The sequence below is a fragment of the Pseudonocardia sp. DSM 110487 genome (assembly GCF_019468565.1).
Classification (GTDB): Bacteria; Actinomycetota; Actinomycetes; order Mycobacteriales; family Pseudonocardiaceae; genus Pseudonocardia.
Genome location: NZ_CP080521.1, coordinates 5821255 through 5835818, shown reverse-complemented (window position 1 = coordinate 5835818; position 14564 = coordinate 5821255). Strand labels below are relative to the sequence as shown.

At 73.0% G+C, this 14564-nt stretch carries 12 protein-coding genes; 6 read left to right on the top strand and 6 right to left on the bottom strand.

What is annotated here, in order from left to right:
* Positions 1 to 11 precede the first annotated feature (11 nt).
* Together K1T35_RS27240 and K1T35_RS27235 are read right to left on the bottom strand one after the other, a co-directional pair.
* Complete coding sequence (locus K1T35_RS27240; protein WP_255620776.1) at positions 12 to 737, bottom strand: AAA family ATPase; 726 nt, start codon at positions 735 to 737, stop codon at positions 12 to 14.
* 41 nt (positions 738 to 778) lie between these two features.
* Positions 779 to 1138: a hypothetical protein gene (locus tag K1T35_RS27235; RefSeq protein ID WP_220254669.1), complete on the bottom strand. Its 360-nt coding sequence runs from the start codon at positions 1136 to 1138 to the stop codon at positions 779 to 781.
* Between the two features lie 606 nt (positions 1139 to 1744).
* On the opposite strand from K1T35_RS27235, the gene K1T35_RS27230 reads away from it, so the two are divergent.
* Complete coding sequence (locus K1T35_RS27230) at positions 1745 to 3217, top strand: LLM class flavin-dependent oxidoreductase (protein WP_220254668.1); 1473 nt, start codon at positions 1745 to 1747, stop codon at positions 3215 to 3217.
* 183 nt (positions 3218 to 3400) lie between these two features.
* Here the strand turns inward: K1T35_RS27230 and K1T35_RS27225 are convergent, their stop codons facing one another.
* The 3 genes from K1T35_RS27225 to K1T35_RS27215 all read right to left on the bottom strand — a co-directional run bounded on the left by K1T35_RS27225 (position 3401) and on the right by K1T35_RS27215 (position 8236).
* Positions 3401 to 4045 (bottom strand): hypothetical protein, encoded by a 645-nt coding sequence (locus tag K1T35_RS27225; protein WP_220254667.1) that lies wholly within the window; start codon positions 4043 to 4045, stop codon positions 3401 to 3403.
* Positions 4046 to 4163: 118 nt separating this feature from the next.
* Positions 4164 to 4997, bottom strand: coding sequence for a sugar phosphate isomerase/epimerase (locus K1T35_RS27220; protein ID WP_220254666.1), 834 nt, complete (start codon positions 4995 to 4997; stop codon positions 4164 to 4166).
* Positions 4998 to 5050: 53 nt separating this feature from the next.
* Positions 5051 to 8236 carry a BTAD domain-containing putative transcriptional regulator gene (locus K1T35_RS27215; protein ID WP_220254665.1) on the bottom strand — a complete coding sequence of 1062 codons (3186 nt, stop codon included), beginning with the start codon at positions 8234 to 8236 and terminating at the stop codon, positions 5051 to 5053.
* Positions 8237 to 8341: 105 nt separating this feature from the next.
* On the opposite strand from K1T35_RS27215, the gene K1T35_RS27210 reads away from it, so the two are divergent.
* Together K1T35_RS27210 and K1T35_RS27205 are read left to right on the top strand one after the other, a co-directional pair.
* Positions 8342 to 9370 carry an NADP-dependent oxidoreductase gene (locus tag K1T35_RS27210; RefSeq protein ID WP_220254664.1) on the top strand — a complete coding sequence of 343 codons (1029 nt, stop codon included), beginning with the start codon at positions 8342 to 8344 and terminating at the stop codon, positions 9368 to 9370.
* 134 nt (positions 9371 to 9504) lie between these two features.
* Positions 9505 to 9702, top strand: coding sequence for a hypothetical protein (locus K1T35_RS27205; RefSeq protein ID WP_220254663.1), 198 nt, complete (start codon positions 9505 to 9507; stop codon positions 9700 to 9702).
* Here the strand turns inward: K1T35_RS27205 and K1T35_RS27200 are convergent.
* Positions 9672 to 9896: a hypothetical protein gene (locus tag K1T35_RS27200; protein ID WP_220254662.1), complete on the bottom strand. Its 225-nt coding sequence runs from the start codon at positions 9894 to 9896 to the stop codon at positions 9672 to 9674. The two genes, K1T35_RS27205 and K1T35_RS27200, sit on opposite strands and share 31 nt — an antisense overlap.
* A gap of 274 nt (positions 9897 to 10170) precedes the next feature.
* Between K1T35_RS27200 and K1T35_RS27195 the strand changes: the two genes are divergently transcribed.
* From K1T35_RS27195 to K1T35_RS27185, 3 genes are all read left to right on the top strand, one after another.
* A complete protein-coding gene (locus tag K1T35_RS27195) occupies positions 10171 to 11943 on the top strand; it encodes a choline dehydrogenase (protein ID WP_255620775.1) in 1773 nt (590 codons plus the stop codon).
* A gap of 111 nt (positions 11944 to 12054) precedes the next feature.
* Positions 12055 to 13074, top strand: a complete 1020-nt coding sequence (locus tag K1T35_RS27190) for a LacI family DNA-binding transcriptional regulator (RefSeq protein ID WP_220254661.1) — start codon at positions 12055 to 12057, stop codon at positions 13072 to 13074.
* Positions 13074 to 14519 carry a mannitol dehydrogenase family protein gene (locus tag K1T35_RS27185; protein WP_220254660.1) on the top strand — a complete coding sequence of 482 codons (1446 nt, stop codon included), beginning with the start codon at positions 13074 to 13076 and terminating at the stop codon, positions 14517 to 14519. The genes K1T35_RS27190 and K1T35_RS27185 overlap by 1 nt, the downstream gene beginning before the upstream one ends.
* The last annotated feature ends 45 nt before the right edge of the window (positions 14520 to 14564 follow it).

Below are 14564 nucleotides of genomic sequence, written 5' to 3'. Positions count from 1 at the left end.
GCCTCCGGGTCCTAGGCATCGCTCAAGAGATGGCGCAACGCCCGTTCGGGTGCGTTGAGGAAACCGCGCATCGCGGATACCGTGCGGCAGCTGTCGTAGTCGACGGTGTGGAACGAACCGTCCTCCTCGATCTGCACGATGGTGGCTCCGGGGAGCGCGAGCAGGACGGGTGAATGAGTGGCGATGATGAACTGAGACCCGGAGTTGACGTACTGATCGATGAGTGCGAGTGCGGCCATGCATCCCTGGACGGAGAGGGCTGCTTCCGGCTCGTCGAGCAGGTAGAGGCCGGACGGGCCGAACCGGTGTTGGAGGAGATCGATGAAGGATTCGCCGTGCGATCGGGTGTGCAGGCTTCGGCCGCCGTACGCCGCGAGTATTTCCGAACTTCCGCCATCTACCTGCTCGATCTGCGTGGCGACGTTGTAAAAGCTCTCGGCGCGCAAGAAGAAGCTTCGGCGCTCACGACCAGGTCTGCGCACTGCCCGAGCGTACTTGCCGAGTTCGGACTCCGTCGTGCGCGTGCTGAATCGCAACGATCGGGAGCCGCCCTCCGGGTTGAGGCCGAGGGCAACCGCGATCGCCTCGATCAGCGTGGATTTCCCGACGCCGTTCTCTCCCACGATTGCGGTGACCCCCGGGCTCAGGCCGAAACCGTCCGACTGTTGGATCGCTCGAACCAGCGGGAGGTCGAAAGGGTATCCACGATCATGTGCGGATGGCGTGTCGATGACCACTCGCCGAACGAAATGTCCGGCCCGGCCGCCTCGGCTGCTCGTCACGATCGAGGGTCGATGTTCTCGATCCCGAGCTCCTGAACCTCGTCCTCGGAGTAGTCGATCTTGTAGCCGACTCGCACGCGTGTCTTGTCAGTGTCATGGTTCCGGAGATGCTCGAGTGATATCGACACTGTGCCGGCGGTCGCGATCTCCTGTAGGGAGGCATCGCCGCTCAGCTCTGCCACTTTGCGAAGACGTTGCCGGTCGACCGAGGGGACGGGCATGTCGAGGAGGTACGTACCTCTCGACATGTCGACGTATTCCCGCAGCGGCCGACCAGGGCTCATGCCCGTCGCGTTCAGGGGGCCGGTCAGTTCCTCGGCGCCGACAACCTCGGCATAGGACTGCAGCCGTGCCATGGCTGTTCTCCGTTCTGCCCGGTCAACAGGGACCCTCGTCTGTCATCCATGACCCGCATAATCCGCCGCAATCAGCGCATCGACTCTCCCAGGTCACGATGTATCGGCCACCCATGCAGTCGCCGTCGAGCATTCTAACATATGACTTCTCGCAGTGCGCGCGATCCCCGTGCTGGGCGAGCGCAATGCTGCTTGATTGAATGCCACTGACTGCTGGAATTGCCACCGCGAATGCGGCTAGGAGGCTGCAGAGCAGGATTCTTCGCCGGTGGCTTCTCGGCTGTCTCGGCGCATCTGGTGGCCGTGAGCCGTCAGCATTGACCATTGTTCTCTCCTGTGGGTGCTCGGGCGGGTCGCGAGCCGGCCTTCGCCGTGACGAGCCGGGCTGATGATCAGCCTAGGGTGGCGACGCGAGGCCGCAGGCGGAAACTGTCGAGAATGTTCGCGATCGTGAACGTCGGCATCTCTCGTGCATGCTCGTCTGCTGGCTCGGCCTATTTGTTCGCGCTACACATGAGTACCGCGAGGCCAGGTGTGCGCCCGAGGTCACAGCGTCGATGATATGTTCTGTTCAGCAGACGTTCTGTACGGCATAGGATCGAGGGCATGACCGACTACGGCCACCCGCTGCTCTTCGGCTCCTTCCTCACCCCGCTCGCGGCCGACCCGGAGCAGGTGGTGGGCCTCGCGCAGCGCTGCGAGCGGCTCGGGCTGGACCTGGTGACCGTGCAGGACCACCCCTACCAGCCGCGCTTCCTCGACACCTGGACGCTGCTGTCCTACATCGCGGCCCGCACTCGCAGCGTTCGGCTGGCCGCGAACGTCACGAACCTGCCGCTGCGCCCGCCCGCCGTGCTCGCCCGCAGCGTGGCGAGCCTCGACCTGCTCTCCGGCGGCCGGGTGGAGCTGGGCCTCGGCGCCGGCGCGTTCTGGGAGGCCATCGAGGCCATGGGCGGGCGCAGGCTGCCCGGCGGGCAGGGGGTGCGCGCGCTGGAGGAGGCCATCGACGTCATCCGCCAGGTCTGGGATGCCGGTGCTCGCGGGGGAGTGCGCGTGGAGGGGGAGTTCCACCGCGTGGTCGGCGCCAAGCGCGGCCCGGCGCCCGCCCACGACGTCGGTATCTGGCTCGGCGCGTACAAGCCACGCATGCTCGCCCTCACCGGACGGGCGGCCGACGGCTGGCTGCCGTCGCTCGCGAACATGCAGTCCAGTGACTTCGCCACGGGCAACGCGATCATCGACGACGCGGCACGGGAGGCAGGCCGGTCGCCGAGGGACATCCGCAGGCTGCTCAACGTCGGCGTCGACCAGTCCGCGGAGCAGCTCGCCGGGCTCGCCCTCGACCACGGGATCAGCGCGTTCATCCTCGCCGGCGACGATCCCGGCGACCTGCACCGCTTTGCCGAGGAGGTGGCGCCGGCCGTGCGCGAGCTGGTGTCCGCCGAGAGTTCCACGAAGCCGCAGGCCCCGGTGGCGCGTAGCGGTGGTTTCACCGTCGTACCCACCCCCGACGACGGTTTCCGCCGCAGCGCGACCCAGGTGTGGGACGAGTCGGCGCGACCCACGGGGCCCGCGCCGGATCCGGACCGCACCTACACCCCGCACGAGCTGGCCGGGGGTCAGCACCTCATCGACGTGCACGACCACCTGCGTTCCGAGCTCGCGCGGGTGCGCGACCTCGTCGAACAGGTCGTCTCCGGTGCCGTGGACGCGGGGGAAGCACGCTCGCACATCCAGACCATGACCCTGCGGCAGAACAACTGGACGGTGGGCACGTACTGCGAGTCCTACTGCCGGTTGGTCACGATGCACCACACGCTGGAGGACCAGACGATGTTCCCTCGGCTGCGCTGGGGCGACCCGCGCCTCGCCCCGGTGGTCGAGCGGCTCCAGGAGGAGCACCACGCGATCCATGAGGTCCTGGAGCGGGTCGACCGCGCGCTGGTCGCGTTCGTCGCCGGTCAGGACGGGGACGCGTTGCGCGCAGCGGTCGACCTGCTCACCGACACGCTGCTCTCCCACCTCGCCTACGAGGAGCGCGAGCTGGTCGAGCCGATCGCGCGGCTCGGGATCGGCTGACTAGTGCCCCGGCAAGGAAGGTTGGTGCGTAAATCGGCGGATCCAGGTTTCCGCTGGGTGCGCCGGCGAACCGGCCTCGTACCGGGCGTACTCGGCCGGTTCGCCGGTGCGGCCAGCGGGAAGCTGGGCCGTCGAGTTACGTGGCGAACCTTCCTTGCCGGGGCACTAGTGCTCCCCTCGGCGTCAGCCGGGCCGCGGTGCCAGCAGTACGGGGCAGGGCGCGTGCTGCACGGCGCTGCAGCCCACCAGCCCGACGCGGGCGGGAATCCGGTGGCGGGGCCCGCCGAGGACGAGCAGGTCGGCGTCGAGCCCTTCGCCCACGAGCTCGTGGGGGTGCATCCGCAGGAGGCGGGGGACCACCCTGAGCTCAGGGGCGTCGGCCGCGAGCTGCGCGACGGCCGTGTCGAGGACGTCGTGCCCGCGGGCCAGCGCGTCGGTGAGCCCGACGCTGCGCTCGCCGAAGGAGAGCGGGACGCAGTGGACGGGCACGACGGCGGCCTCGAGCACCGTGGCGGCCAGGGCCGCCTCCGCGAGGACCGCGGCGTCCGACGGGAGGTCGCGGACCGCGGCGACCACCCGCCCACCGGGGGTGTGCCCGTCGCCCGGCGGGCCCACGACGAGGACGCTGCGCCCGGCGAGCGCGGCGACCGTGAGCAGGCGGTCCTCCGGGCTCCCGGGTGCGGGTTCGATCCGCACCTGCCGACGGGACCGCCGACATGCTCGCTTCACCCACGCCGGCACGTCGGGCTCCTGCGCCATGACGACGATGGCCTCGGCGGGCCGGTGCTGGGCTGCGGGCGGGGCGAGCGCGGACGTGCGCTGGCTCATCCAGGGGCTCCCTCTTGGCGGCGACTCGCGCGCTTGCTGCGTGTCGCTGAGCGACGGTGCTCCTGTCGTTCCCGTTCGGCCAGAGTACTGGCAGGTCTTCACCCGGAAGGGTGCAGCACTATGCGGTGAGCTCCCGGACGTAGGCGAGACCGTCTACCAGCCGCTCCCGTAGCGGGACCTCGGTGGAGAAGTCCTCCAGCGACACCCATCCGTCGTAGCCGACCCCTGCGAGCGCGTCGAAGAGCCGCTGCAGCGGGGCCGCGCCCGTCCGCATCGGCGCCCACTCCCAGCTCCACGGCGGCGACGTGCCCGGCGCGGGCCGCAGCTCCGCGTTCTTGACGTGCACGTGGGCGAGGTGCTCGCCGAGGATCTCCAGGCTCCACAGGTCGAACTCGTAGCCCTCGCGCACCATGTTGCCGACGTCGTGGATGACGCCGACGGCCCGCGGGTCGATCCCGTCGAGGAAGCGGGCCGCGGCCGACGCGCTGGACACGAGCGACTGGTGGTGCAGCTCGAGCAGCGCCTGCACGCCGTGGCGCAGCGCCAGGTCGGCGACCGCCCGGAACTCATCGCGCCTCCGCGCGAACGTCTCCCGGTAGCCCTCCGGGCCCGGCGCGCCGACCTGCACGCGCATCCGCGGCGCCCCCAGCGCTGCTGCCCCGCGCATGAGGCGCTCCACCGTGTCGAGGTCGTCGCAGCGCGCGTACGGGCCGACGGCGGGGATGTCGAGGCCCGCGGCGCTGGTCAGCTCCCTGATCCGCGCGGCGTCCTGCTCGAAGGTCGACGCCGGGAGCGTGCAGCGGTTGCCGCGCCAGAAGCCGGGCGGGCCGTCCGTGCCGGGGTCGTCGGCCACCCGCCACTCGATCCCGTCGAACCCCAGTGCCGCCACCTCGGCGACGGCCTCCTCCGGCGTCCACTCGGGCAGGCTCACGGTGCAGACGGCGATGCGCACGGCGGCGAGTCTCGCACCGCGGCGGTGCGGGACCGACCCCGCCGAGAGATCGATCACACGGGCACGAGTTCGGGCCAGGCCCGCCGTGCCCCGCGGGCCACGTGCTCCTCGAACGCGGCAGCGCCGAGCGTCTCCCGGAGCCGACCGCTGATCCGGTCGACGTCACCGCGCTCGGAGGGCGGGAGCGGCGCCCCTACGCCCGCTCTCAGGGCCTCCGCCGCCCCGAGCAGCTCGGCCGCGCGTTCCGGCCCGCGTGCGGTCTGTGCGCCGGCGAGGCCCTCCAGGGCGAGCGCGATCGCGCGCGGGTCGCCGACCCGCCGCGCCGCGGCAAGGCCGTCGAGGTGCGTCCGCCGCGCGGCGGCGAGGTCCCCGCGCTGCTCCGCCACGAAGCCGAGCTCCGCGAGCACGAGCGCGAGGCCGGGCTCGCCGTCCACGGTGCGGAGCCAGTCGATCCAGCGACGGAGGTGGCGCTCGGCGTCGGCGAACCGGCCGGCGCGGCGGGCCGAGAGCGCGAGCCCGATCTCGGCGAACTCCTCGGCCACGGGATGCGCTCCGTGCACGGCCATCCGGCGCGCCCGCTCGTGCAGGGCGTCGGCCTCGGCCAGGTCCCCGGCCAGCAGCGCGATGCGGCCGAGCCCGGAGAGCCGCATCGACGCCTCGTCGCGCAGCTGCAGCTCCTCGGCCATCCGCAGGCCCTCCCGGTGCAGCCGCACGGCGCGGGCGTAGTCGCCCGCGATCTCCGCGAGCTCGGCGAGGGTGGTGGTGGCCCGCAACCTGCCCCACCGGTCGCCGAGCTCCTGGAACAGCAGGTCGCTGCGTTCCGCGTCCCGGGCGGCCGCGTCGAGGGCACCACCGGCGCGGGCCACCGTGGCCCGCACCGCGAGCGCGGCGGCGGTGCTCCACCGGTCGCCCACCGCCGCGGCCCGCTCCACGACGTCCTCGACGAGCCGCGCCGTCGTGGCGAGCTCTCCGCGCCCCCGGTGGGCGAACGCGAGGAACCAGCGGGCCCGCGCGCGACCACCTGCGTCGGCGAGCCCGTCGGCGGCCGCGAGCGCTCCCGGGAGCACGTCGACGCCGGACCCGCTCAGCATCGAGAATCCCGCCTGCCAGACCGCCACCCGCGCGCCGAGATCGGTGCGACCTTCCGCCACGCCCAGCGCGAGCGCGCAGCACCGCAGCGCCTCGCTCCAGCGTCCGAGCAGGCACCAGTGCCAGCCGAGCGCGTCGACCAGCCCCAGGGCGGCCTCGGCCGCTCTCGTGGCCACGGCCGTGTCGAGGGCGGCGCGCAGGTCCGCCGATGCGTTCTCCAGGACGCGCAGCCAGCGGGCCTGCTCGGGCCCGCGCAGCCGAGCGGCGGCCCGTTCCGCCAGCGCGACGTGGTGCTCCAGGTGACGCTGCCGCGTGGCGGCCACCTCGCCAGCTTCCGCCAGCCGGTCGAGCCCGTAGTCCCGCACCGACTCGAGCAGCCGGTAGCGGGTCGGCTCGCCCGCGCCGCCGGGGATCACCGACACCAGTGAGCGGTCGACGAGGCCGGCGAGCACATCCACCGCGTCCCGGCCGGCGTCGGGCCCGGCGAGCGCGACGGCCGTATCGAGCGGGGCGGCGCCCGCCTGCACCGCGAGCCTGCGCAGCACCACGCGTTCCGCGGCGTCGAGCAGGCCCCAGCTCCAGTCGATCGTCGCGCGCAGGGTCCGCTGGCGGGCAGGCGCGCCGCGGGGGCCGGTGCCGAGCAGCCCAGACCGGTCGGCGTGCCCGTCGAGCCGGTCCGCGAGCTCGTGCACGCCGAACACGCGCACCCGGGTGGCCGCCAGCTCGAGTGCGAGCGGCAGGCCGTCGAGCCTGCGGCAGATGCGGGCCACCGCGGCGGCGGTCGCGTCGTCGAGCACGAAGTCGGGGGCCGCGGCCGCGGCCCGTGCGGCGAAGAGCCGCACGGCCCCGGTCGCCCGCTGCTGCGCGGGCGACGCGTCCGGTGCGGGCAGCGTGAGCGGCGGGACCGGCCACAGCGCCTCGCCCGCCACCCGGAGCGGCTCGCGGCTGGTCGCGAGCACCCGCACGTCCGGCGCGGCCCGCAGCAGCGCGTCGACCAGGTCCGCCACGGCGCCGGCCACGTGCTCGCAGTTGTCGAGGACCAGCAGCGTGCGCCGCGTCCGCAAGGCGTCGGTGACCCGCTCGGCCGGGTTCGCTGCGGACCGCGGGTCGTCGCGCAGGCCGAGGGCGGCAGCGATGGACGTGGCGATCGCATCGGTCGCGCCGGCCCCTGTGTCGGCCACTGCCTCGAGTGCGGCCAGCTCGACCAGCCACGGGCCGTCGCCGTCCGGATCGCGCAGCCCCGCGGCCACCTCGAGGGCCAGCCGGGTCTTGCCGACCCCACCCGGCCCGGTCAGCGTCACCAGCCGCGCGCCGGTCAGCCGGACCTGCACGGCAGCCACCGCGTCCTCCCTCCCGACGACCGCGGTGAGCGGTTCGGGCAGGTTCGTGCGGGGGAGCGCGTCGACCTCCGGCGCGGGTTCCTCGGCCGGGTCGTGACGCAGGATCGCCTCGTGGAGCGTGACGAGCTCGCGTCCGGGTTCGAGTCCCAGCTTGTCGGCCAGCCGCTCGCGGAATTCGCGGAAGCCCGCGAGGGCCTCCGTCTGGCGCCCGGACCGGTGCAGGGCACGCAGGTGGGCGGCCCGCAGCCGCTCGCGCAGCGGGTGGCGGGCGACGAGCTCGCCCAGCTCGGCCGCCACCGCGCCGTGCTCGCCGAGCGCGAGCCGGGCCTCGGCGCGTGACTCGAGCGCGTCGAGCCGTTCCTCCTCCCACCGGGCCGTCGCCGCCCGCGCGAACTCCTCGTCGGCGAAGTCGGCGAGCGCGGGTCCCCGCCACAGCGCGAGCGCGTCGGCCAGCAGCCCGGCGCGCTCGCGGGGGTCGGCCGCCGCGGCGGCCCGTGCGGTGAGCCGCCGGAACCGCGTGACGTCGAGCGCCTCGTCCCCGACCCGCAGCAGGTACCCGGGCGGCTGGAAGACCACCAGGTCCCGCCCGAGCGCCCGCCGCAGCTGCGAGACCCGGGTCTGGAGGGCGCCGAGCGGGTCACGCGGCGCCCGCTCGGCCCAGAGGTCGTCGATCAGGCGGTCGACCCCGACAGGGCGTCCGGCGTGGACGAGCAGGTCCGCGAGCAGCGCGCGCACCTTGAGCTCCGGGATGCGGACCGGCTCCCCGTTCGCGGTCCACACCGCGAGCGGGCCGAGCACCCCGAAACGCACCCGCGGAGCGTAATGCGCGGCCCTACAGCGGACCTGGAGCAGACCTGGAGCGGGCCGCGGCACCGTCGGTGGCGTACTGGTCCGAACCCCGAAACGGAGCCCCAGATGACCAACTCGAACCTCCCGGAGACCACCCGGGAGATCCACCTCGCTGCGCGCCCGGTGGGCGTGCCCCGGCTCGACGACCTCGCGCTCACCGAGGCGAAGCTGCCGCAGCTCGCGGACGGCCAGATCCTGGTGCGCAACACCTGGATGTCGGTCGACCCGTACATGCGGGGCCGCATGGACGACCGGCCCTCACCCGTGCTCCCGCCGTTCGCGATCGGTGAGCCCCTCGAGGGCTCGGCGATCGGGGAGGTCGTCGCGTCTCGGTCGGCCGCGATCGGGGTCGGCGCGACCGTCTCGCACTTCCTCGGCTGGCGCGAGCACGCCGTGCTCGACGCGTCGGCGGCCGCGGTCCTCGACGCCGCGATCGCGCCCGCCAAGGCCTACCTCGGGCCGCTCGGGACCACCGGCCTCACCGCGTACGCGGCCGTCACCGACGTCGCCCCGGTGCGGCCGGGCGACGTCGTGTTCGTGTCCAGCGCGGCGGGTGCCGTCGGCAGCGTCGCGGGCCAGCTCGCCCGCAAGGCGGGTGCCGCCCGCGTGATCGGCTCGGCGGGCGGCCCGGAGAAGGCCGCCGCGCTCGTGGACGTCTTCGGGTTCGACGCGGCGATCGATCACCGCGCAGGTCCGGTCGGTGAGCAGCTCGCCAGGGTCGCGCCCGGTGGCATCGACGTCTACATCGACAACGTGGGCGGTGAGCACCTCGCCGCGGCCCTCGACGCGATGCACGTCGGCGGCCGGGTCGCCCTCGTCGGGATGATCAGCGGCTACAACGCGGTGCAGCCACCGCCCGGCCCGTCCAACCTCGTGCAGGCCGTGCTGAAGCAGGTCACCCTGCGCGGGATGCAGGTCGGCGCCTACCTCCCCCAGATGGGGGCGTACACCGCCCGCGCCGCCGGCTGGCTCGCTGACGGCAGCGTGCGGACCAGGGAGACCGTCTACGAGAGTCTCGAGCAGGCCCCGGCCGCGCTGCTGGGTGTGCTCACGGGGGCGGGCGTCGGAAAGGTGCTCGTCCGCCTGGATGGCTGAGCGTCCGGATCCCTTGCGTGCGCCACTCGCGCGAGCGATGATCGACGACACCGACCGGATGCACACGGTCGCACAGCGTGAAATGAGCGCAGCGTCGGGTTCGGGTCGTGGGGCGACCCGAGGAGGGAGACGTCTTGTCGGGTGCGCACGAAGGTGACAGCGGGGGCGATTACAGCTACGACCTCGCACACGAGGTGAACGCCGCCCTGCAGGACATCCCACGCCCACGCGCCGTGTCGCCGATCTCCCTGACGGCCGCGAGCACCGCGTCGTTCACGGTCGACCTGCACGGCGACCTCGGCTACGACTCCGCCCACGAGGGAGGCAGCTGACTCGAGTTCCCCTGGGCGGTGGTGCGGGTCCTGCCCTCGGCCGCCAGCCGGTAGCGCAGCTGTTGCTCGCTGGCCTCGTCGAACTCCTGAGGCGTGAGGTACAGGGTGCGCATCCCGTCGCTGACGCGGACGATGTCGCCCCGCTCGCCCTCGGGCGCGGGGTGGCCCAGCGGGTTCTGCAGCAGCCGCGTCACTTCGAGTCCCGGGCCGCTCACAGCCGTGGACCGGGTTTCGGTGGCGTGTCGGTGAACAGCACGTTGCCATTCTGCACCGACGGAGCAAACATGGGATGACTCGTTCCGGTACGCCGTACGCCGTGAGGCACCCCGGTGCGGTCGGGACTCACTCGATCCAGCTAACGTCGTTCTCGGCTCGCTCGATAGCCGGATGCACCCGTCACCGTGTCGCTCCGGTGAAGCGTGCGCGTGACGTGACCGGTGGTGTGCGCCGGTCGAGGGGGAAGAGGACGTGAGGGACGAAGTGTCTGTGATCGGCTATGACGTCTTGATCGTTGGTGGTGGCCCGGCCGGCTGCATCCTGGCCAATCGCCTGACCGCCGACCCGTCGGTGCGGGTGCTGCTGCTGGAGGCGGGTGGACCCGATCACTGGTGGGATCTGCGGATCCAGCTGCCGCTCGCGATGGGCTTCCCCGTCGGTCACCGGACCTTCGACTGGCGCTACGAGTCGGAGCCCGAGCCCGGCCTCGGGTCGCGGCGGTTGCACCACCCGCGGGGCAAGGTCCTCGGCGGCTCGAGCAGCATCAACGGGATGATCTACGAGCGCGGTCACCGGGGGAGCTACGACCGGTGGGCCGCGGAGGCGGGCTCCGAGACGTGGGACTACGCCCACTGCGAACCGTACTTCCGCAGGCTGGAGGGCTGCGTGGGCGAGCCGCGCGGCACCGGCCGGGGTCGCAGCGGCCCGCAGCCGCTGAACCGCGGTCCGGCGGAGGGCCCGATCTTCGACGCCTTCTTCGAGGCGGCGCAGCAGGCGGGCTACCAGGTGGTGCCCGACGTCAACGACGACGCGCAGGAGGGCTTCTCCCCGCTGGACCAGGCGGTGCGGGGTGGCAAGCGAGCCTCGGCGGCGGCGGCGTACCTGCACCCGGTGGAGAGCAGGCCGAACCTCGAGGTCCGCACCCACGCGACCGTCAGCAAGGTCCTCTTCGAGGGCACCAGGGCCGTGGGCATCCGCTACCGGGACCGCAACGGCGAGACGCACGACGTCCGCGCCTCCGAGACGATCCTGTCCGCGGGTGCGATCGGCACTCCGCAGATCCTGCAGCTGTCCGGTGTGGGCGACGGCGAGTACCTGCGCGGGATGGGCATCCCCGTCGTGCACCACCTGCCGGGGGTGGGCGAGTCGTTGCAGGAGCACCTCGCGGTGCACGTCCAGCACAAGTGCATCCAGCCCGTGTCGATGTCCGACATCCGCAACAAGGCCAAGTGGCCGGGGGTCGTCCTCGACGCGCTGGTGTTCGGAAAGGGCCCTGGCACCCGCAACCCGATGCAGGCCGGCGGCTTCGTCCGCAGCGACTTCGCAGAGGGTGACGAGCCGGACCTCATGTTCCTGCTCGCGCCGCTGGCCATGAACAGCGCCGACGAGTCCGTCGAGGTCACCGCCCACGGCTACCAGATGCACGTCGGCGTGATGCGGTCGGAGGCACGCGGCTCGGTGAAGATCGCCTCCCCGATCCCGGCCGTGCACCCGAAGATCGTGGTGAACTTCCTGTCCGACCCGAAGGACCGGCACCGGTGGATCAACGGCCTCCAGCGGGCCCGTGACCTCCTCGCGCAGCCGGCGTTCCGGCACCTCGACGGCGGCGAGACCCTCCCGGGTGCGCACGTGCGCTCCGACGAGGAGATCATGGCCTGGGTGCGGCGCACCGGCCGCGTGGGTTACCACCCCGCGTGCACGGCGGCGATGGGGCGTGGCGAGCTCGCGGTGGTCGACCCCGACACGATGCGTGTGCACGGCGTCGAGGGTCTGCGGGTGGTCGACGCGTCGGTGATGCCGTCGCTGACCAACGCCAACACGCTCGCGCCCACGATGATGATCGCCGAGAAGGCGGCCGACATCATCATCGGCAACGCCCCGCTCGCGCCGAAGCCGCCGATTCGCCCGCGGCTGGTGGAGCCCCCCGCGCCGTCGATCCTGCCGCCCGCCCTGTCTCCCGCGCCCGTGCCGCCGACGGCCTCGCCGTCGGGGGCGTCGCTCTTCGCAGACTCGGTCGTCGAGTAGGGCCTGCGCTGGGCCGCGCGCTGCTCGACCTGCGGATAACGTAAGCGCTTGCGTTCTTGACACTTGCTGCAATGGTTTGCAGGCTGTGCTCAGCCGGGCGAACGGAGCAGCATGGCGGTCACGATCCACGAGGTGGCGAAGGGTGCCGACGTCTCGGTGTCCACCGTGTCCCGGGCGTTCACGGTGCCCGACATGGTGAACGCCGCGACGCGCCGCAAGGTCCTGCAGGTGGCCGAGGAGCTCGGCTACCAGCCGAACAGGGCGGCGCGCGGGCTCGTCACCGGTAAGACCGGCAACATCGGGGTGGTCGTTCCCGACGTCGCCAACCCGTTCTTCTCGGCGATGCTCAAGGGCTGCACGGCACGGGCTCGCGAGGTGCGGCACGTCGTCTTCCTCGCCGACGCCGCGGAGGACCCGCGCGTCGAGGCCGAGGTCGTCGGCGCGATGGCCAAGCAGGTGGACGGCGTCGTGCTCTGCTCGCCCCGGATGCAGCCCGCCCAGCTGGAGCGGCTGGTGGGCTCCACCCCGCTGGTGCTGGTCAACCGCGACGAGGCCGGCCTGCCCGCCGTGCTCATGGACTCGGCCGACGGCGCCCGCCAGGCCGTCGAGCACCTCGCGGCGCTCGGCCACCGGCGCGTCGCCCACCTGGCCGGGCCGCCGGCGTCGTGGGCGGGGGACCAGCGCTTGCGCGGCCTGCGTGCCGCGGCTCCCGCGTGCGACGTCGAGACCGTCGAGCTCGGCCCGTTCCCGCCCACGTTCCAGGGCGGGGTGCAGGCCGCCGACCTCGCGCTCGCCCGCGGCGTCACCGCGATCCTCGCCTTCAACGACCTGATGGCCGTGGGCGTGCTCAACCGGCTCGCCGCCCGCGGGGTGGCGGTGCCGGAGGACATCAGCGTGGTCGGGTACGACGACATCGAGATGTCGTCGATGACCACGGTGCCGCTCACCACCGTGCGGATGCCGATGGAGGCGGCCGGTCGGGCCGCTGTCGACCTGCTGCTCGACGGGCTGGATGCGGGGGACGAGCCGGAGGCCACGCACCGCTGGCTCCCCACCCAGCTGATCGTGCGGTCCACAACGGCTCCGCCTCGGCAGGGCTCGGGTTCGGCTCGCGTGCTGGCGGGCCGGTGATGGCGCGTCTCGCTCTCGCCGCGCTCGGCGACCTGCCGGCCGCGCAGCGCCCGCTCGTCGACCCGCGCGCCATCGGGGTCGGCATCGTCCACCTGGGCATCGGCGCCTTCCACCGCGCCCACCAGGCGGTCTTCACCGAGGAGGCGGTGGCCGCCGCGGGTGGTGACTGGGGCATCTGCGGCGTCACCCAGCGGAGCCGCGGCGTGCTCGACCAGCTGCGGCCCCAGGACGGGCTCTACTCGGTGCTCGTCCGCGGCCCGGAAACGTCGCTGCGCGTGGCGGGCGCCGTGCGCGACCTGCTCTTCGCGGCGGAGGAGTGGGAGCGGTTGCAGGCGCTGCTCGCCGCACCCGCCACCCGGATCGTCACCCTCACGGTCACCGAGAAGGGCTACCGGCACGACCCGGCCACCGGCAGGCTGCGTCGCACCGATCCGGACGTCGCCGCCGACCTCGCCGGTGAGGCTCTGCCGCGCACGGTGGTGGGGCAGCTGGTGCGCGGCCTGCAGGCCCGCCGCGCCGCCGACGCCGGCCCGATCACGCTGCTGTCCTGCGACAACCTGCCTGCCAATGGCGAGGTGCTGCGTGGGCTCGTCACGGACTTCTGCGCCGCCATCCCCGGCGGCGACTCCCTCGCGTCCTGGATCGCCGAGTCGGTGTCGTTCCCGTCCTCGATGGTCGACCGGATCGTCCCGGCCACCACCGACGACGACCGCGCCGAGGTCGCCCGGCTGCTGGGGTTCGAGGACCGCGGGGTGGTGGTCACCGAGCCGTTCCGGCAGTGGGTGGTGGAGGACCACTTCGCCGCGGGCCGTCCGGCGTGGGAGCGCGCCGGCGCCGTGCTCACCTCGGATGTCGCGCCGTACGAGGCGATGAAGCTGCGCCTGCTCAACGGCAGCCACTCCACCCTCGCCTACCTCGGCGCACTGGCCGGGCACGAGCACGTGGCCGACGCGATGGCCGACCCGGGCATCGCGGGCGTCGTCGCACACCTGATGGCCGACGACGTCGAGCCGACGCTGGCCGTCCCCGATGGCTTCGACGTGGCCGCCTACCAGCGGGAACTCGTCGAGCGCTTCCACAACCCGGCACTGCGCCACCGCACCGTCCAGATCGCGATGGACGGCACCCAGAAGCTCCCGCAGCGCCTGCTCGGCACGATCGCCGACGGTCTCGCCCGCGGTGCCGAGCCTCGGTTCGCCTGCCTGGGCGTCGCGGCGTGGATGCGCTACGTCTGGACCGCGCAGACCGTGGACGACCCAATGGCCGGCCGTCTCCGGGAGCTCACCGCCGACGCCGCGACGCCGGAGGCGGTGGTGGAGGCCCTCCTGTCGCTGGAGGAGGTCTTCGGGTCGGAGCTCCCGGCGAACGAAAGGTTCCGCGACTTGGTGACGGACTCACTGGAGGCCCTGACGAAAGGCGGCGTGGCCGCGGCCACGGCCATCTGACGACTTCACACACCCTGCACCTACTTCGCACAAGGCCGGCCCTGT